This is a genomic window from Kribbella sp. ALI-6-A, assembly GCF_001984195.1.
In the GTDB taxonomy this organism is placed as follows: Bacteria; Actinomycetota; Actinomycetes; order Propionibacteriales; family Kribbellaceae; genus Kribbella.
In genome coordinates, this window is record NZ_MTQN01000009.1 from 927,286 (window position 1) to 944,694 (window position 17,409).

The 17,409-nt window shown below is 70.1% G+C and carries 17 protein-coding genes; 2 read left to right on the forward strand and 15 right to left on the reverse strand.

Features of this window, described 5'->3' with window-relative positions:
- Positions 1–4: 4 nt before the first annotated feature.
- Complete coding sequence (locus BWI15_RS13220; RefSeq protein ID WP_077014593.1) at positions 5–307, reverse strand: helix-turn-helix transcriptional regulator; 303 nt, start codon at positions 305–307, stop codon at positions 5–7.
- Between the two features lie 65 nt (positions 308–372).
- On the opposite strand from BWI15_RS13220, the gene map reads away from it, so the two are divergent.
- Together map and BWI15_RS40585 are read left to right on the forward strand one after the other, a co-directional pair.
- Positions 373–1,155 (forward strand): type I methionyl aminopeptidase, encoded by a 783-nt coding sequence (map, locus tag BWI15_RS13225; protein ID WP_077014594.1) that lies wholly within the window; start codon positions 373–375, stop codon positions 1,153–1,155.
- Positions 1,156–1,297: 142 nt separating this feature from the next.
- On the forward strand, positions 1,298–1,855 hold the full coding sequence (locus BWI15_RS40585; RefSeq protein WP_330359529.1) for a phosphotransferase: 558 nt from the start codon (positions 1,298–1,300) through the stop codon (positions 1,853–1,855).
- A gap of 73 nt (positions 1,856–1,928) precedes the next feature.
- Here BWI15_RS40585 and BWI15_RS13235 read toward each other — a convergent pair whose 3' ends face one another.
- From BWI15_RS13235 to hrpB, 14 genes are all read right to left on the reverse strand, one after another.
- The gene (locus tag BWI15_RS13235) at positions 1,929–4,301 is read right to left on the reverse strand and encodes a RelA/SpoT family protein (RefSeq protein WP_432937944.1); all 2,373 of its coding nucleotides are present in this window, start codon (positions 4,299–4,301) and stop codon (positions 1,929–1,931) included.
- 118 nt (positions 4,302–4,419) lie between these two features.
- Complete coding sequence (locus tag BWI15_RS13240) at positions 4,420–4,959, reverse strand: adenine phosphoribosyltransferase (RefSeq protein WP_077014597.1); 540 nt, start codon at positions 4,957–4,959, stop codon at positions 4,420–4,422.
- A 22-nt stretch (positions 4,960–4,981) separates the two neighbouring features.
- Positions 4,982–6,175: a protein translocase subunit SecF gene (gene secF / locus BWI15_RS13245; protein ID WP_077014598.1), complete on the reverse strand. Its 1,194-nt coding sequence runs from the start codon at positions 6,173–6,175 to the stop codon at positions 4,982–4,984.
- Entirely contained in the window at positions 6,175–7,941 is a 1,767-nt protein-coding gene (secD, locus tag BWI15_RS13250; RefSeq protein WP_193432156.1) for a protein translocase subunit SecD, read from the reverse strand. Before secD ends, secF begins: the two co-directional genes overlap by 1 nt.
- Before the next feature lie 83 nt (positions 7,942–8,024).
- On the reverse strand, positions 8,025–8,474 hold the full coding sequence (yajC, locus tag BWI15_RS13255) for a preprotein translocase subunit YajC (protein ID WP_077014599.1): 450 nt from the start codon (positions 8,472–8,474) through the stop codon (positions 8,025–8,027).
- Positions 8,475–8,772: 298 nt separating this feature from the next.
- The gene (ruvB, locus tag BWI15_RS38775) at positions 8,773–9,825 is read right to left on the reverse strand and encodes a Holliday junction branch migration DNA helicase RuvB (protein WP_077014600.1); all 1,053 of its coding nucleotides are present in this window, start codon (positions 9,823–9,825) and stop codon (positions 8,773–8,775) included.
- 3 nt (positions 9,826–9,828) lie between these two features.
- Complete coding sequence (gene ruvA / locus BWI15_RS38780) at positions 9,829–10,428, reverse strand: Holliday junction branch migration protein RuvA (protein ID WP_077014601.1); 600 nt, start codon at positions 10,426–10,428, stop codon at positions 9,829–9,831.
- A complete protein-coding gene (gene ruvC, locus BWI15_RS13270) occupies positions 10,425–11,051 on the reverse strand; it encodes a crossover junction endodeoxyribonuclease RuvC (protein WP_077014602.1) in 627 nt (208 codons plus the stop codon). Before ruvC ends, ruvA begins: the two co-directional genes overlap by 4 nt.
- An 89-nt stretch (positions 11,052–11,140) precedes the next feature.
- On the reverse strand, positions 11,141–12,310 hold the full coding sequence (locus BWI15_RS13275; RefSeq protein WP_083750726.1) for a GNAT family N-acetyltransferase: 1,170 nt from the start codon (positions 12,308–12,310) through the stop codon (positions 11,141–11,143).
- Positions 12,311–12,363: 53 nt separating this feature from the next.
- Positions 12,364–12,825 carry a hotdog fold domain-containing protein gene (locus tag BWI15_RS13280; RefSeq protein ID WP_077014603.1) on the reverse strand — a complete coding sequence of 154 codons (462 nt, stop codon included), beginning with the start codon at positions 12,823–12,825 and terminating at the stop codon, positions 12,364–12,366.
- A gap of 96 nt (positions 12,826–12,921) precedes the next feature.
- Complete coding sequence (locus BWI15_RS13285) at positions 12,922–13,683, reverse strand: YebC/PmpR family DNA-binding transcriptional regulator (RefSeq protein WP_077014604.1); 762 nt, start codon at positions 13,681–13,683, stop codon at positions 12,922–12,924.
- 32 nt (positions 13,684–13,715) lie between these two features.
- Complete coding sequence (gene pdxT, locus BWI15_RS13290) at positions 13,716–14,309, reverse strand: pyridoxal 5'-phosphate synthase glutaminase subunit PdxT (protein ID WP_077014605.1); 594 nt, start codon at positions 14,307–14,309, stop codon at positions 13,716–13,718.
- Positions 14,306–14,869, reverse strand: a complete 564-nt coding sequence (locus BWI15_RS13295) for a DUF6891 domain-containing protein (RefSeq protein WP_077014606.1) — start codon at positions 14,867–14,869, stop codon at positions 14,306–14,308. The genes pdxT and BWI15_RS13295 overlap by 4 nt, the downstream gene beginning before the upstream one ends.
- 20 nt (positions 14,870–14,889) lie before the next feature.
- Positions 14,890–17,409 carry an ATP-dependent helicase HrpB gene (gene hrpB, locus BWI15_RS13300; protein ID WP_269087165.1) on the reverse strand — a complete coding sequence of 840 codons (2,520 nt, stop codon included), beginning with the start codon at positions 17,407–17,409 and terminating at the stop codon, positions 14,890–14,892.

A 17,409-nucleotide genomic window follows, 5' to 3' on the forward strand; every position in this document is an offset into this window, starting at 1 on the left:
AGGCCTACGACGCCAGGCGCTTCCGGGCGTCGTGACCGGCGCTCGCCGGTTCCGCACCCCGTTCAGGTTGGCTGATCTCGGCCCACACCTCGTCGAGGGACAGTCCCAGGACGTCGGCGATCGCCGCGATCGTCGGGAACGCCGGCGTCGCCACGCGGCCCGACTCGATCTTGCGCAGCGTCTCCGGTGAGACCCCGGCGTCCAGCGCGATCTCGAGCATCGAGCGCTCGCCCCGGGCGCGCCGCAGCAGCGCGCCGAGACGCTGTCCGCGCTCGACCTCCGCGGCAGTGAGCGGCAACCTGACCATGAACCGATTCTAGTACCGGGATAATATGGCCGGGATAGTTATTGGTACGTCCGGAAGGCGCCCGCATGATCGAGATCCTGAACCCCACCGAACTGCCCCGCGCGAAGCAGGCCGGCGCCCTGGTCGCGCACATCCTGCAGACCCTGCGCGGCCGCAGCACGGTCGGCACGAACCTGCTGGAGATCGACCAGTGGGCCGCGGCCATGATCGCCGAGGCCGGCGCGCAGTCGTGCTACGTCGACTACGCGCCGTCGTTCGGCCGCGGACCGTTCGGCCACTACATCTGTACGTCGGTCAACGACGCCGTACTGCACGGACTCCCCCACGACTACGCGCTCGCCGACGGCGACCTGCTGACGCTCGATCTCGCCGTCTCCACCAACGGGCTCGCCGCGGACTCCGCGATCAGCTTCCTCGTCGGCGACGCCAGGCCCGCGCAGAGCGTGGCGCTGATCGACGCGACCGAGCGCGCGTTGAGCGCGGGCATCGCCGCCGCCGGCCCGGGGGCTCGCATCGGCGACATCTCGCACGCGATCGGTACGGTCCTCAATGCGGCGGGGTATCCGATCAACACCGAGTTCGGCGGCCACGGAATCGGATCGACGATGCACCAGGACCCGCACATCTCGAACACCGGCCGACCGGGCCGTGGCTACAAGCTGCGCCCCGGGCTACTGCTCGCACTGGAGCCGTGGGTGATGGAGGACACCGACCAACTCGTCACCGACCCCGACGGCTGGACGCTGCGCAGCGCGACCGGCTGCCGCACCGCGCACAGCGAGCACACGATCGCCATCACCGAGGACGGAGCCGAAATCCTCACCTTGCCGACGCAGGTGCGAGCGTAGCCGGTGAGCGTGGACCTCGTCGCAGCGGTCAATCGGCAGGCGGGGTGCTTCAGACGATGGGCGTTGCCGGGCGGGGGGGTTCGTTCGGTGGCGTGATGGCCGCGAAGGCGTGGTTACCACCGGTCTGGCGTCGCTAGAACGGATGGTTCCGACGGCAGAGGTGCTCGGGAAGGTCCGCAGGCGTGGGATTCCCGGTTCCACGGATCGACCTTGTCATTCCCGTCGGCGACGGGCGGACGGCGGTGCTCCAAGAGAAGTTGCCTGGGGCCACGATCACCGAGTCGCGCGCGGCAGCGATCGACGCGGTGCACGATCAGCGAACTCGACGCCGGCGGCGCTGCAAGGCGACGATCTGATCCATCCCGATCTCACCGTGCCGAACGTGCTTTTCAACCGATCCGGCGAGGTCACCGGTGTCGTCGACTGGAACCTCGGCGTGGCACGTGGTGACCGCCGGTTCGGCTTGGTGAAGCTGATGTTCGACCTGACCTGGGCGGCCGCCGTCCCCGGGGTCGAGCAGCGTCCGACCGCCGCAGCACTCGAACGGATCGACGAGCTCGTCCACAGCACGATCCCGGCGGACACCCTGCGCATCTACTGGGCCCACCACACGCTCAGCATGCTGAGCTGGACCATCTACGCACGCGACACCGAGGCAATCGACCTCCACCTCGCGCTCGGCGAGCGCGGGTTGAACTGAAACAAGCCCCCAGCCGACGTGGCCCGCCACGCTAGAGGCGAGGACCGTACGACCAAGGGCTTGTCCTCAGGAACTACTGCGTCACCCGGTAGACGTCGAAGACCCCTTCGACGGAACGAACCGCCTTCAGAACATGCCCAAGGTGCGTCGGATCGCCCATCTCGAAGGTGAAGCGGGACTTGGCGATCCGGTCGCGGGTCGTCGTGAGCGCGGCGGACAAGATGTTCACGTGGTAGTCCGACAGGACACGCGTGATGTCGGACAGTAACCGCGCACGGTCCAGCGCCTCGACCTGGATGGCGACCAGGAAGACCGACTGTGCGGTCGGGGCCCACTCGACCTCGACGATGCGCTCGGGCTGGCTCTGCAGGTTTTCCACGTTGGCGCAGTCGGCGCGGTGCACCGAGACGCCGGCACCGCGGGTGACCCAGCCGATGATCTCGTCGCCCGGCACCGGGGTGCAGCAGCGGGCCAGCTTCGACAGCACATCGGTCGCGCCCTTGACGATGACGCCGGCGTCGCCGCGGGCGGTGCGCTTGCGGCGCTCGCGGGTCTGCGGGAGACGGAGGCCCTCGGCCAGGTCCTCGGCCGCGCCCTCCTCACCGCCGTACGTCTCGATCAGGCGGCGGACGACGGCTTGCGCGCTGACGTGGCTCTCGCCGACCGCGGCGTACAGGCCGGTGACGTCGGGGTAGCGCAGCGAGTTGGCGACCGCGGTGAGCGTTTCGTGCGACAGGAGGCGCTGCAGCGGCAGGCCTTCCTTGCGCAGCTGCTTGGCGATCGCGTCCTTGCCGTGCTCGATCGCCTCGTCGCGGCGTTCCTTGCTGAACCAGTGCTTGATCTTGTTGCGCGCGCGGGGGCTCTTGACGAAGCCGAGCCAGTCACGCGACGGACCGGCGCCCTGGGCCTTGGAGGTGAAGACCTCGACCACGTCGCCGTTCTCGAGCGTGCTCTCCAGCGGGACGAGCCGGCCGTTGACCCGGGCGCCGATACAGCGGTGCCCGACCTCGGTGTGGATCGCGTAGGCGAAGTCGACCGGTGACGACCCGGTCGGCAGCGACATCACGTCGCCGCGCGGGGTGAAGACGTAGACCTCGGAGTTGTTGATCTCGAACCGCAGCGAGTCGAGGAACTCCGACGGATCGGAGGTCTCCCGCTGCCAGTCGACCAGCTGCCGGACCCACGGCATGTCGTTGGGCGCGCCGACCTCGGTGGTCTGCGGCGCGCCGACCTCGGGGGCCGGGGCGTTCGGGTCCTCTTTGTACTTCCAGTGCGCGGCGATGCCGTACTCCGCGCGCCGGTGCATCGAGAACGACCGGATCTGCAGCTCCACCGGCTTGCCCTGCGGGCCGATCACGGTGGTGTGCAGCGACTGGTACATGTTGAACTTCGGCATCGCGATGTAGTCCTTGAACCGGCCGGGCACCGGGTTCCAGCGCGCGTGCAGCACACCGAGCGCCGCGTAGCAGTCCCGGACCGACTCGACCAGCACGCGAATGCCGACCAGGTCGTAGATGTCGCCGAACTCGCGGCCGCGGACGATCATCTTCTGGTAGATCGAGTAGTAGTGCTTCGGCCGGCCGGTGACGGTGGCCTTCACCTTGGCGGCGCGCAGGTCCTCGTGCACCTGGTCGATCACCGAGGCCAGGTACTCGTCGCGGGACGGCGCTCGCTCGGCCACCAGCCGCACGATCTCGTCGTACACCTTCGGGTGCAGGGTCGAGAAGGACAGGTCCTCGAGCTCCCACTTGATCGTGTTCATACCGAGCCGGTGGGCCAGCGGGGCGTAGATCTCCAGCGTCTCGCGGGCGATCCGCTCCTGCTTCTCCTGGCGCAGGAAGCCCAGGGTTCGCATGTTGTGCAACCGGTCGGCGAGCTTGATCACCAGCACCCGGATGTCCTTGGCCATCGCGACGACCATCTTGCGGATCGTCTCGGCCTGCGCGGATTCGCCGTACTTGACCTTGTCCAGCTTCGTGACGCCGTCGACCAGCATCGCGATCTCTTCGCTGAAGTCCTTGGTCAGCTCGGCCAGCGTGTAGTCGGTGTCCTCGACCGTGTCGTGCAGCAGGGCGGCGCACAGCGTCGGCGCGGTCATGCCCAGCTCGGCCAGGATGGTGGCGACGGCGAGCGGGTGGGTGATGTAGGCGTCACCGCTCTTGCGCAGCTGGCCGCTGTGGTGCTTCTCGGCGGTCCGGTAGGCCCGCTCGATCATGCCCAGGTCGGCCTTGGGATGGGTCGCGCGCACGACCCGGAACAGCGGCTCCAGCATCGGGGCCCGGTTCGGATGGCGGGTGCCACCCAGCCGGGCCAGCCGGGCGCGCACCCGGGCGGGCGCGATCCTCGGCGGTTGGGCGGCAGGAGGCGGCGACGAACTGACCGGGCGCACCGGGGCCGGCGCGCGCGGGGGCTCGTGCGGCACCACATTCGGTACCGCTGACGTCATCGCCGGGTCTTCGCCCACGTTGTGTCCCTCCGCCGACAGACCACCAGTCTAGGGGGTCACCTCCAAGGAGGCGGACACGGCCTGTGGACAACACGCCGGATCGGCGTGACGGCCGGTGTCAGACAGTGACGAGGGCGTCCACCCGCTCGTCCGCCAGCCGCTTGCGACCGGGCAGGAACGACAGCTCCAGCAGTACGGCGGTGCCGAGCACCTCGGCCCCGCAGCGCCGGATCAGCCGCAGGCAGGCCTCGACCGTGCCGCCGGTGGCGAGCACGTCGTCGATCACCAGCACCCGGTCGCCCGGCGTGAACGCGTCCTGGTGCACCTCGATGGTCGCCTCGCCGTACTCCAGCGCGTAGGACTCCGCGAACGTCGCGGCCGGCAGCTTGCCCTGCTTGCGCACCGGCACGAACCCGGCCCCGAGCGCCAGCGCGACCGGGGCGGCCAGGATGAAGCCGCGGGCCTCGATCCCGACCACCTTGTCGACCACCGGGTTGCCGTCGTCGTCCTTGCCGCTCGCGGCCAGCGCCTCGACCACCTGGGTGAACCCGGTGTGGTCGGCCAGCAGGGGGGTGATGTCCTTGAACAGCACCCCCGGCTGCGGGTAGTCCGGAATGTCGCGGATGCCCTCGGCGAGGACCTCTTCCAGCGAGCGCATCAGCAACCTTTCGTGCGGGTGATCACTTGCCGCGCTTGGAACGCGGCTTACGGGTCGGTTGCGGCCGGCCGGCCGCACCGGTCGGCTTCACCGGCCGGCTCGACGCCGTCGGCGTGCCGGCCTTGGGCCGGTCCTGCGGCCGTACGGCGGTCGCGGTGGCGCCGGTCCCGGCCATCGCGGCAGCCGGCTGGCCCGCACCGGCGACAGCCGTGGCGGGAGCAGCCGCTCCACTCTGCTGAGCCCGCCTGGCGAGCACCCGACGACGCAGCGCCTGCATGCCCGGCTCGCGCTCCTTGAAGGCGGCCAGCAGCGCCGGAGCGATGAACACCGAGGAGTACGCACCGACCGCGATACCGACGAACAGCGCCAGTGACAGGTCCTTCAGCGGACCGGTGCCGAGCACCGCCGTGCCGACGACGAGGATCGACCCGACCGGCAGCAGCGCGATCAGCGTGGTGTTGATCGACCGGACGACGGTCTGGTTGACGGCCAGGTTGGCCGCGTCGCTGTAGGTCTGGCGGTTCGACCCGGTGATGCCGCGGGTGTTCTCCCGGACCTTGTCGAACACCACGACGGTGTCGTACAGCGAGTAGCCGAGGATGGTCAGGACGCCGATCACGGTGGCCGGGGTGACGTCGAAGCCGACCAGCGCGTAGACGCCGACCGTGATCAGCACGTCGTGGACCAGGGCCAGGATCGCCGCCATCGAGGCCTTGGGCTCGCGGAAGTAGACCCAGATCACCAGGAAGACCAGGACCAGGAACACGCCGAGCGCCCAGATCGCCTTGTTCGCGATCTGATCACCCCAGGACGCACCGATCTGCGACGTACTGACCTGGTTCGGCTGGACGCCGGCCTCTTGCGCGATCGCGTTGCGGACCTTGGTGATGTCGTCCTGGCTGAGCGGCCGGGTCTGGATCCGGACCTTGTCGGCGCCGATCGTGGTGACCACCGGGTCGCCGAGATCCTGGGCGTTGGTCGCCTTCACGGCGTCGCCGAAGTCCGCGACGGTGTTGTCGGTGACCCGGACCGACGTCTGGTACTCCACGCCGCCCTTGAACTCGATGCCGAGCGCCAGGCCGCGAACGGCCAGGCCGATCACCGAGATCGCGACCAGGACCAGCGAGACGGTGAACCACAGCTTGCGCTTGCCGATGAAGTCGTAGGAGACCTCACCGCGGTGCAGCTTCGCACCGAGGCTTCCGAGCTTCGACATCAGACCTCACCTCCCACGGGCTTGCGCGTCGACTTGGCCGGCCGGGCGGCCGGTTTCATCTGGCCGGGCAGGCGCTCGACCCCCAGCTGCTCGGGGTCGAGGCCGGACAGCTTGTGCCCGTGGCCGAAGAAGTCGGTCCGCGCCAGCAGGGTGACCAGCGGCTTGGTGAAGATGAACACGACCAGCAGGTCGATCAGCGTGGTCAGGCCGAGGGTGAACGCGAAGCCCTTCACCCCGCCGACGGCGAGCAGGTAGAGCACGACGGCGGCCAGCAGCGAGATCGAGTCGGCCGCGATGATCGTGTGCTTGGCCCGGGCCCAGCCGGTCTCCACCGACGAGCGCAGGCTGCGCCCCTCACGGACCTCGTCGCGGAGTCGTTCGAAGTAGATGACGAACGAGTCCGCGGTGATACCGATCGCGACGATCAGACCGGCGATGCCGGCCAGCGTCAGCGTGAACCCGATCGCCTGGCCGAGCAGCACCACCGACGCGTAGGTCAGGGCAGCGGCGGCCAGCAGCGAGGCGACCACGACCAGGCCGAGGCCGCGGTAGTACAGGAACGAGAAGATGATCACCAGCAGCAGGCCGATGACGCCCGCGGTGATGCCGGCCGTGAGCTGGTCACCACCGAGCTGCGGGGAGATGGTCTCGACCGAGGAGATGTCGAACGAGACCGGCAGCGCGCCGTACTTCAGCACGTTCGCCAGGTCGCGCGCCTCGGCCTCGGTGAAGCTGCCGCTGATCTGCGCCTGTCCGCCCGGGATCGGGTTGTCCACGCTCGGCGTCGAGATGGTCTCGCCGTCCAGCACGATCGCGAACAGGTTCTGGCCCTGGCCACGCTGGGCCAGCGCGGTGGTGGCCTGGAGGAACTTCTCGCCACCCTCGCTGTTGAAGTTCAGGTTGACCTGCCACTGGAAGCCGCCCTGCGGGATGCCCGCGCTGGCGTCGGACAGGTCGGTGCCCTTGAGGATCGCCGGGCCCAGCAGGTACTTGCTGGTGCCGGCCTTGTCGCAGGAGAACAGCGGCTTGTCCGGGTTGTCCTCGGGCTTGTTGTTCGCGTCGCACTTGAACGTCGCGAACGCCGCGGTGGTGGCGGCGTCGGGCTGCCAGGCGAGCGGGTCGCCGGACGTGGCCGGCGGCGTCGCGGGCGGCGTGGCCGGCGGGGTCGCCGGCGTGCTCGGCTTGGCGCTCGGCGTCGGCGTCGGGGCCGCGGCCTCACCGAGCGCGCTGGTCCAGGCCCGGCCGTTCGGCGACGGGGTGGTGCTCGGCGGCTTCAGCGTGGTCGACGGCTTCGGCGTGGTGCTCGGCTTCGGCGTGGTGCTCGGCTTCGGCGTGGTCGTCGGCTTGCCGGTCGGCGTGGCCGTCGGCGCGGGCGGTGGCGGGGCCGCCGCCTGCGCGTCGTACACGACCCGGAAGTACAGCAGGGCGGTCTGGCCGACCTGCTTGATCAGGCTGTCCTGGTTGGCGCCGGGCACGGCGACGTTGATGTGGCTGCCACCGGCGGTGGTGATCTCGGCCTCGCCGACACCCGCGCCGTTGACCCGCTGCGAAATGATGTTCTTCGCCTCGGCCAGCTGCTCGGGGGTGATCGCTCCGCCGCCCGCCAGCGACTTGGCGGTCAGCGTGATGGTGGTACCACCGCGCAGATCCAAGCCGAGCTTGGGCTCCCAGTGCTTGGTCAGGCCCATGATCCCGAACAGCAGGACCAGGATGACCCCCAGGACGATCAGGAGCCGTCCTGGGCGGGAGGTCGTCGTTGTTGCCACGTCAGATTCAACCTTTGCGCTTCTGGGCGCGCCGGGGCGTCAGAGGACGCCGGGGCGCGCCGCACGCCGATAGGACGGGAAGTTCAGTTCTCGGAGTGCGTCGGCGGCAGCTTTTTGTCCTGCGCCTTGGGGTCGCCGGTCTCCGGGACGTCGACGGTGTCGCGCGCCGGGGTCTCGTCCTCGATCCGGTCCTCCACCGGGGCGTCGGCCGGCTCGTCGGCGACCACGTCGGCGGTGTCGTCCGGAATGACCCGGCCGATCGCGGCCTTGACGAACTGCACCAGCATGCCGTCGGAGACCTCGAGGGTGACGTACTCGTCGTCGACCTCCTCGACGATGCCGACCATGCCGCTGGTGGTGACCACCTTGGTGCCGGGAGTCAGCGCGGCGACGGTGTCGGCCTGCCGCTGACGCTGCTTCTTCTGCGTGCGGCTCATGAACCAGATCATCCCGACGATCAGGATCAGCGGGAGCAGGAGCGTGATACCCCCGCCACCTCCGGAAGAGGCCATCGGTACGGCGAGCAGTTGCATCGGGACTCAGAATCCTTCGTCGGTTTTGCGGGCCCGGCACGGTCTGCGCGCGCAGGTCGTCACGGGATGGCCCGAGGTCAGGCCACCGGGGAGTCTAACCCTGGGCGGCAGCAAGTGCCGCATGACACCGGGTCACGTTTGCGTTACTCGCCACCCGTACGCCGGTCCCGGTTCCGCGGCGCACCCGAGCAGGACCGGGCTGGGTGCACGGTCTCAGAGGTTCAACGCCTACGACGCCGCCCGGAGTTCCCGGCTGCCCTGACGGACCCAGCGCCCGGGATTTCGCCGACTCACACAGCTATTCGTCCTCGGCGTCGAACAAGGTGTCCGCGAAGGTGGCGTTCTTGGGAACGCTCAGGCCCAGGTGGCGCCAGGCGGCCGGAGTGGCGACGCGGCCCCGCGGCGTACGGGCCAGGTAGCCGGAGCGGACCAGGAAGGGCTCGGCGACCTCCTCGACGGTTTCGCGTTCCTCACCGACCGCGACAGCAAGCGTCGACAGGCCCACCGGTCCCCCGCCGAAACGACGGCACAGCGCGTCGAGCACCCCGCGGTCGAGCCGGTCCAGGCCCATCCGGTCCACCTCGTACAGGTCGAGGGCGGCCTTCGACAGCGCCAGCGTGACGATCCCGTCGGCGCGCACCTCGGCGTAGTCGCGGACGCGGCGCAGCAGCCGGTTCGCGATTCGGGGTGTGCCGCGGGACCGCGAGGCGATTTCGGTGGCGCCTTCCGGCGTGATGTCGACGTCGAGCAGCGCGGCCGACCGGTGCACGATCTTCTCCAGCTCAGCCGCGTCGTAGAACTCCAGATGCCCCGTGAACCCGAACCGGTCGCGCAGCGGTCCCGGCAGCAGCCCGGCCCGTGTGGTCGCGCCGACCAGCGTGAACGGCGGGATCTCCAACGGAATGGCCGTCGCACCCGGCCCCTTGCCGACGATCACGTCGACCCGGAAGTCCTCCATCGCCATGTACAGCAGCTCTTCGGCCGGCCGGGACATCCGGTGGATCTCGTCGAGGAACAGCACCTCGCCCTCGCTGAGCCCGGACAGGATCGCCGCCAGATCGCCGGCGTGCTGGATCGCGGGACCGCTGGTGACGCGCAGCGGCGCCGACAGCTCGGCCGCGATGATCATCGCCAGCGTGGTCTTGCCCAGTCCGGGTGGGCCGGACAGCAGCACGTGGTCGGGTGCGCGATTGCGGCCGCGAGCCGCGTGCAGCACCAGCTCGAGCTGCTCGCTGACCCGCCGCTGCCCGCCGAACTCGGCCAGGGTGCGCGGCCGCAGAGCGGACTCGATCTTGCGTTCCTCGAGGTCCACCGCGTCCGCGGACACCAGCGGCCTGACGTTGTCGTCCATCCGCTACGCCTTCGACAGCACGCGCAGCGCGGCGCGCAGCAGGTCGGGCACGGACGGTTCGCCCTCGGCGGCCAGCGGCGACACCGCGACCACGGCGTCCTCGGCGTCGCGGGCGGACCAGCCCAGACCGACCAGACCGGCCTGCACCTGGTCCTTCCACGCCTCGGTGGTCTGCAGCGGACGCCCGGACACCGTCCGGGACGGCGCACCGATCTTGTCCTTCAGTTCCAGCACGATCCGCTGCGCACCCTTCTTGCCGATGCCGGGCACCTTCACCAGCATCGCCAGATCCTCGGACGCGACGGCCTGCCGCAACTGATCAGGACTCAGTACGGCGAGCGCCGCCTGCGCGAGCTTCGGCCCGACGCCGGACGCGGTCTGCAGCAGCTCGAACAGGCTCTTCTCGTCGTCGTCGGCGAACCCGTACAGCGTCAGCGAGTCCTCGCGCACCACCATCGAGGTGGACACCCTGGCCTCCTGCCCGGGCCGCAACCCGGCCAGCGTGCCGGGATGGCAGAACACCTGCAGCCCGACGCCACCGACCTCGATCACCGCACTGTCCAGCCCGATCGCGGCCACCGGGCCACGCACGAACGCGATCATCGTTTACCTCCTCGAACCGCCCGCAGTTGCGCCTGCCGGGTCTCGGCCGCCTGGGCCAGCGCCGCCTGCACTTTCGCCAACTGGACCTTCGACTGCGCCTGCGCGCGAGCTTCCAGCTGAGACTGAGCCGCGTCCTGCAAGCGACTCGTCACCCCGCCACGCCAGACGTGGCAGATCGCGAGCGCCAGCGCGTCGGCGGCGTCCGCGGGGGTCGGCCGCTCCGGCAGCTGCAGGATCCGCGTCACCATCGTGGTCACCTGGTCCTTGTCGGCCCGGCCCGAACCGGTCACCGCCGCTTTCACCTCGCTGGGCGTGTGCAGCGCGACCGGCAGTCCCCTGCGGGCGGCGACCACCATCGCCACCCCGGACGCCTGCGCGGTGCCCATCACGGTCCGCACGTTGTGCTGCGCGAAGACCCGCTCGACCGCGACCGCGTCGGGCCGGTGCTCGGTGATCCACTGCTCGATACCGGCCTCGATCCGGACCAGCCGCTGCGCGACGTCCAGATCGGTCGGCGTCCGGATCACGCCGACGGCGACCAGCGTCGGGGGCCGTCCGGGCGCACCCTCGACGACGCCGAGACCGCACCGGGTCAACCCCGGGTCGACGCCGAGCACGCGCATGGACCACCTCCGAACGTTTGTTCGACAAACACTATGCGCGGGCTCCGGCCGCCACGAAATCGACTCGCCGTGCGCCTGTGGACGACCGGTCAGAAGAAGTCGAGCATGTACGCCGGAGTGCCGCCGAACGCCGTGTCGAGCACCCCGTCGTCCCCCGCCGAGCCCCCGCTCGCCAGGCCGGATCCGCGCAGCGCCGCCAACGGCGTACCGGCGTACAGGGCGGAGATGCCGCGTGAACCGAGTCGCAGTACGTCGCCAGTGCGCTCGGACGGCGTGAGCTTGCCGGAGCCGTCGGCAACGGACAGGTGCCAGCGACCGGAGTGCGCCGGCACCTCGGGGTCGTCGAACTCCAGGTCGACCTCGGCGGTCACACCAGGCGCGAAGCCGCGAGCGGCGACAGCGGCCGGAGCGTCGAGCAGCCGCAGCATCCAGTGCTGGACGTGGGTCTCCTTGTCGGCCTCACGCTGGGCCAGCAGGTGCACGGGGTCGTTCGGAGAGATGTAGGCGTGCACCTTGCGAGCCGTCGACGAGCCGGAGCCCACGGTCGACCAGAGAGCTCGCGCGGTCGTGTCGGAGAGGGCGATCAGCTCCTCGACCCGCAGGTCCTGGTCGTGCCAGTTGTAGACGACGAATCCGTCGTCGGCGAGGTAGGCGAACATGTCGTCGTCACCGAGCCACTCGGCGACCTTCGCCTCGGGCCAACCGAGCACGCCGTTGGCGCGTCCGCTCTCGTGCGCCTGCGCGACCAACTCGAGCAGGCGCCCGGCGTCGGCCGGCCCGGCGCGGCGGATACGGACCTCCTTGCCACCCAGCGACCGCAGGTCCGCGGTGTCGAAGGAGAACCGGTACCGCCCGCCGCCGAACTCGTAGCCGAGCTTGCGGTAGATCACCGTGGTCGCCGGGTAGAGCGCGGTCAGCGGAAAGCCCCGCTCGATGCTCCGCTGCAGCACTCCACGCATCAGCATGCTGCCGACGCCGCGTCCCCGGTGCTCGGGCGAGACCACCACACTGGCGATCCCGGCCATCGGCACCTGGCGACCGCCCCACCACTGCTGGAAGTCCCAGATCCGCGCCGCGGCGACCACCTCGTCACCGGCCGCGACCCCGACGTACCGGCCGTCCTCCAGGAACTCGACCGCGTCCTTGCGCCACTCCTCGCGCGCTGACGCGGGCAACGGCCCGAACGAACGCGCTCGTACCCGCAGTACGTCGTCCAGCTGGTCCTCGGTGATGTCGACAGGTCGCAGCGCATCGGTCACGACCCGACCCTACGACGCCGTTCCCCCGCGAGCGAAAGTGATGTCCCGGCGGGCTACTTCTTGTCGGTGACCCACAGGTTGATGGTGCCCTCGACAACAACCGTTCCGTCGGCGCGAGTCGCCCGGACGCGAACCGGTACGTCGGGGCCCGCGGTCCAGTCGGCCGGGTCGGTCTCCGCCGTACAAGTCAGGTCGGAGGTGGACTTGGCCAGGTAGGCGACCTCCATGCCCTTCGGCAGCCAGCGCTTGCCGGCCGGGACGGTCGCCTCGGCGAGAGCGCCCATCGCGGCCTCGAGCCCGTTGCAAACGGCGATCGCGTGCACGGTGCCGATGTGGTTGTGCACCGCGCGCCGCTTCGGCAGCTGCAACGACGCGAAGTTCGGGCTGATCTGGACGAAGCGCGGCCGGATCGAGCGGAAGTACGGCGCCCGCCGGGTGAAGGCGAAGGAGAAGATCCGCGTGCCGCCCGGCAGTGTCCGGAACCGTTCCCACATGCCCAGTACCTGAGTCGCCATGCGCCGACGTTACCCGTGAGTAAACAAAGACGGCAAGCCCAACGACGACGCGGCGCCCGGGAATCCCCAAGCGCCGCGTTGAAGTAGCCCGAGAGGTCAGCCGACCTGCTCCATCACGTCGTCGGACACGTCGAAGTTCGCGTACACGTTCTGCACGTCGTCGCTGTCCTCCAGCGCGTCGATCAGCCGGAAGATCTTGCCCGCGCCGTCGGCGTCCAGCTCGACGGTCATCGACGGCACGAACGACGCTTCGGCCGACTCGTAGTCGATGCCGGCGTCCTGCAGCGCGGTCCGGACCTTGACCAGGTCGGTCGCCTCGCTGATCACCTCGAAGGCCTCGCCGAGGTCGTTCACCTCGTCGGCGCCGGCCTCCAGCACGGCCTCCATCACCTCGTCCTCGGAGTAGGTCTTGCCGTCCTGCTCCTTGTTCACCACGACGACGCCCTTGCGGTTGAACAGGTACGCGACGCTGTTCGGGTCGGCCAGCGAGCCGCCGTTGCGGGTCATCGCGGTCCGGACGTCGGCCGCGGCGCGGTTGCGGTTGTCGGTCAGGCACTCGATCAGCATCGCGACACCGTTGGGGCCGTAGCCCTCGTAGGTGATCGACTGCCAGTCCGCGCCACCGGCCTCGGCGCCGGACCCGCGCTTGATCGCCCGGTCGATGTTGTCGTTCGGCACCGAGGACTTCTTGGCCTTCTGGACCGCGTCGTACAGGGTCGGGTTGCCGGACAGGTCACCGCCGCCGGTCCGGGCGGCCACCTCGATGTTCTTGATCAGCTTCGCGAAGAGCTTGGCGCGCCTCGAGTCGATGACCGCTTTTTTGTGCTTGGTGGTGGCCCATTTGGAGTGGCCTGACATCGCGAACCCAACCCTTCTACCGCCGAACTGACTTAGAGGTCGCGCACCAGGTCGGCGAAATACCCGTGCAGCCTGGCGTCCCCGGTCATCTCCGGATGGAACGACGTGGCCAGCAGCCGATCGTGGCGAACCGCGACGATCCTACCCGTGGCGGGGCCGGACCTCACCGTCGACAGTACCTCCACCTCAGGCCCGACCCGCTCCACCCAGGGTGCCCGGATGAACACCGCGTGGTACGGCGTGTCGAAGGCGCTGAACTCCAGATCGGCCTCGAACGAGTCGACCTGCCGCCCGAACGCGTTGCGCCGTACCGTCACGTCGAGCCCGCCGAGCGTCTCCTGACCCTCGATCCCGCCGGTGATCTGGTTGGCCAGCATGATCATCCCGGCGCAGGTCCCGAACACCGGCATGCCGTCCGCGATCCGCTTCTGCAGCGGCTCGAACAGCTCGAACGCCCGGGCCAGCTTGTCCATCGTGGTGGACTCCCCGCCCGGCAGCACGAGCGCGTCGACCGCTTCCAGCTCGGCCGGACGGCGTACCGACCGAGCCTCGACGCCGACCTGCTCCAGCATGGCCAGGTGCTCGCGCACGTTGCCCTGCAGGGCAAAGACGCCGATCACAGTCACAGTTTGACCCGCTTCTGCCAGTCCACGGTGACCTCGATGCGGCCTTCGTCGAAGACCGCCGGCAGGTCCCGCTCGTGCAGCAGCGCCAGTACGTCGTCCAGCAACGGCTCTCCGGGGGCGACGTTCGCGGTGTCCGCGTGCCAGACCTTCAGCTCCAGCATCCCGAAGTCGACCGCGTGCCAGACATCGGTGTCGGTGAAGAAGACAAGACCCTTCGGATCCGTCGCCGCTTCGAGCGCCTTGCGGGCGTCGTGGTGGTCGGAGCAGTAGCGGACCACGACGATGCCCAGCGACTCCAGCTCGGCCAGTACGGCCTCCAGCCGGTCCGGCCCGGTCTCGGTCGGCCAGCCCTCCGCATCGGCCCGCAACTCGGCCTCGGCCTCGGCGATCAGCTCCGGTACGACGACCGCCGCGTCCGCCGCGGGCGCGTCCTCCTGAACGGCCTCGGTCAGCGCAGACGTCAGCGCGGCGCGGTCCGCGTAACCGGACCGGACCAGCACTCGCGCGAGCCCGCGCAACTCGCGAGCAGTTCGCTCGCCGGCCGCAGACAGTACATCCATGGTGATCAGCGTATCTCCGTTCATTGGCGCGGTTTCACGCGCTTGGTCGGGGCGGCGGTGAGGGGATCCTCCGGCCACGGATGGCGCGGATAGCGGGCTCGCAGGTCGGCCCGGACCTGCGGATAGCCCTGCTTCCAGAACGACGCGAGGTCGCTCGTGATCGCGACCGGGCGCCGTGCGGGTGAGAGCAGGTGCAGAACGACAGGGACACGACCGTCCGCGACGGTTGGAGTGGCCGTCCAGCCGAAGACCTCCTGCAGCTTCACTGCGAGGACCGGCGGCTCGACACCGTCGTACGCGAGTCGCACCTGGGAGCCCGACGGGACCTGCAGCCGTTCCGGTGCGAGTTCGCCGAACCGGGTCGCGGCGGGCCACGGCAGTAGTCGCCGGAGCGCCGAAGCCACGTCGATGTGGGCGAGATCGCGCGAGCTTCGCACCGAGGCGAGCTCGGTTCCCAGCCAGTTGTCGAGATCGGCCAGCAGCGCCGCGTCGTCGACCGCGGGCCACGGATCTCCGAGGTGGGCATGGCAGAACGCGAGCCGCTCCCGCAAGGCGAGTGCGGCCTCCGACCAGCGCAGTACGGACAGACCGCTGCGGCGGATACCGTCGCGGACGGCCGCTTGGACGAGCAGCCGGTCGGGCTTGGCCAGCGGCACGTCGTTGAGCACGATCGCGCCGAGTGCCTCGACGCGCCGCGTCACGATCCGGCCGTCGTGCCAGCGGATCTGGTCGGTGGTCGAAACGAGGTCGCCCGCGACGTCTCGCGCGGTCTGCTCGTCGATCGGCGCCGCGGAACGAATCCTGGCGTCGGCGCGACCGGGCGCCCGGTCGGCCACCGCGATCGCCAGCCAGGTCGTGGTCCGCAACGGCGACTGCGGATCCAGCGCGGCGCCCGTACCGCCGGACATCTGGTACGTCGCGGAGTCGGCCGCTCTGATCCGCGCGATGCGATCCGGGTAGGCCAGTCCCACCACGATGCCCGCCGCAAGATCGTCCGGTACGCCGCGAGTCTGCGGGTCGCCGTTCGTCGCGCCTCGGCCGAGGCGCTTCGTCTCTTCCCGCCAGCGCGCCGTAGCGCCGCGGTCCTCCCCGCGACGCAGCGCTCGCCAGCGAGCCGGCAGGTCGTCGCCGAAGTCCCGGCCGGAGTCGTCCGAGAGCATCGCGACGATCTCGCGGGCCCGGTCGGCGCCGACCCGCGGCGTACCGTCCAGCAACGCACGGGCCAACCGCGGATGCGCCCCGATCGCCGCCATCCGCCGTCCCCGCTCGGTGATCCGGCCGCGGTCGTCGAGGGCGTCGAGGCGGCGCAGCAGGTCGGTGGCCGCGGTCATCGCCGCCGCCGGCGGTGCCTCGAGCAAGGTCAGACCGTCACCGGCAGGCGCACCCCACGCCGCGAGGTCGAGGGCGAAGGCCGCCAGATCGGCGATCGCGATCTCCGGCGCCGGATGATCGTCGAGATGCGCGTGCTCGGTCGCGGACCAGCAGCGATAGACCCGGCCCGGCGCCTCCCGCCCGGCGCGACCCGCGCGCTGGTCGGCCGACGATTTCGAGACCCGGCAGGTGACCAACGCACCGAGGCCACGGGACTGATCGGTCCGCGGCTCCCGGGCGAGCCCCGAGTCCACCACGACCCTGACGCCGGGCACGGTCAGCGAACTCTCCGCGACCGACGTCGTGACCACGATCCGGCGGGTTGGGGCGGGAGCCAACGCGCGGTCCTGCTCGGCCCTGGACTGGCGACCGAACAACGGCAGGACGTTCTGACCGGCCAGTCGGCGCGTGACACCGTTGATCTCAGCCTCCCCCGGCACGAACACGAGGATGTCGCCGTCGTTCTCGGCCAGTGCACGCTGCACGACGGCCGCGACGTGATCCAGCAGGCGCGGGTCGACCCGCCCACCGGGAAGCAGCGGCACGGGGACCGGCGGCGGGACCCACTCGACCGCCACGTCGTACAACGCTGCGGTCGCGGTGATCACCGGCGCGCTGCCCAGCGCTCGACTCAGTCTGACCGTGTCCGGTGTGGCCGAGGTCGCAACGATCGCCAGGTCGTCCCGAAGGTTCGCCCGGACATCGAGACAGAACGCCAGCAGCAGATCGGCATCGAGGTGGCGCTCGTGACACTCGTCGATCACGATCGCGGCCACCCCCGGCAACTCCGGGTTCTGCTGCAGCCGCCGTACCAGCAGACCCGTTGTCACCACCTCGACCCGGAGTCCTTGCCCGCCACTGCGTTCACCGCGCATCGCGTACCCGATCCGCTGCCCGAGCGGTTCACCGACCAACTGCGCCAGCCGGGTCGCCGCCGCGCGGGTCGCCATCCTTCGCGGCTCGGCAACGATGATCTTGCCGTTGAGCGCGTCGCCCAGGGCCAGCGGCAACAGCGAGGTCTTGCCCGACCCAGGCAGCGCGACCAGCACGGCAGTACCGCGCGTACGCACCGCATCGACGGTGCCGGGAAGAACCGCCCTGACGGGCAGATCCGCTCCCGGCACCGACGATTCAGGCAGTAACAGCTCCCGACGCTGACCGACCACCAC

What these genes read in the sequence shown, in the direction of transcription:
- ruvC (WP_077014602.1), bottom strand. Translation starts at nt 11,051, where the DNA reads ATGCGCGTGCTCGGCGTCGACCCGGGGTTGACCCGGTGCGGTCTCGGC.
- BWI15_RS13235 (WP_432937944.1), bottom strand. Translation starts at nt 4,301, where the DNA reads ATGACGTCAGCGGTACCGAATGTGGTGCCGCACGAGCCCCCGCGCGCG.
- BWI15_RS13295 (WP_077014606.1), bottom strand. Translation starts at nt 14,869, where the DNA reads ATGGATGTACTGTCTGCGGCCGGCGAGCGAACTGCTCGCGAGTTGCGC.
- yajC (WP_077014599.1), bottom strand. Translation starts at nt 8,474, where the DNA reads ATGCAACTGCTCGCCGTACCGATGGCCTCTTCCGGAGGTGGCGGGGGT.
- ruvB (WP_077014600.1), bottom strand. Translation starts at nt 9,825, where the DNA reads ATGGACGACAACGTCAGGCCGCTGGTGTCCGCGGACGCGGTGGACCTC.
- BWI15_RS40585 (WP_330359529.1), top strand. Translation starts at nt 1,298, where the DNA reads ATGGTTCCGACGGCAGAGGTGCTCGGGAAGGTCCGCAGGCGTGGGATT.
- BWI15_RS13240 (WP_077014597.1), bottom strand. Translation starts at nt 4,959, where the DNA reads ATGCGCTCGCTGGAAGAGGTCCTCGCCGAGGGCATCCGCGACATTCCG.
- secF (WP_077014598.1), bottom strand. Translation starts at nt 6,175, where the DNA reads ATGTCGAAGCTCGGAAGCCTCGGTGCGAAGCTGCACCGCGGTGAGGTC.
- BWI15_RS13285 (WP_077014604.1), bottom strand. Translation starts at nt 13,683, where the DNA reads ATGTCAGGCCACTCCAAATGGGCCACCACCAAGCACAAAAAAGCGGTC.
- ruvA (WP_077014601.1), bottom strand. Translation starts at nt 10,428, where the DNA reads ATGATCGCGTTCGTGCGTGGCCCGGTGGCCGCGATCGGGCTGGACAGT.
- BWI15_RS13220 (WP_077014593.1), bottom strand. Translation starts at nt 307, where the DNA reads ATGGTCAGGTTGCCGCTCACTGCCGCGGAGGTCGAGCGCGGACAGCGT.
- BWI15_RS13280 (WP_077014603.1), bottom strand. Translation starts at nt 12,825, where the DNA reads ATGGCGACTCAGGTACTGGGCATGTGGGAACGGTTCCGGACACTGCCG.
- map (WP_077014594.1), top strand. Translation starts at nt 373, where the DNA reads ATGATCGAGATCCTGAACCCCACCGAACTGCCCCGCGCGAAGCAGGCC.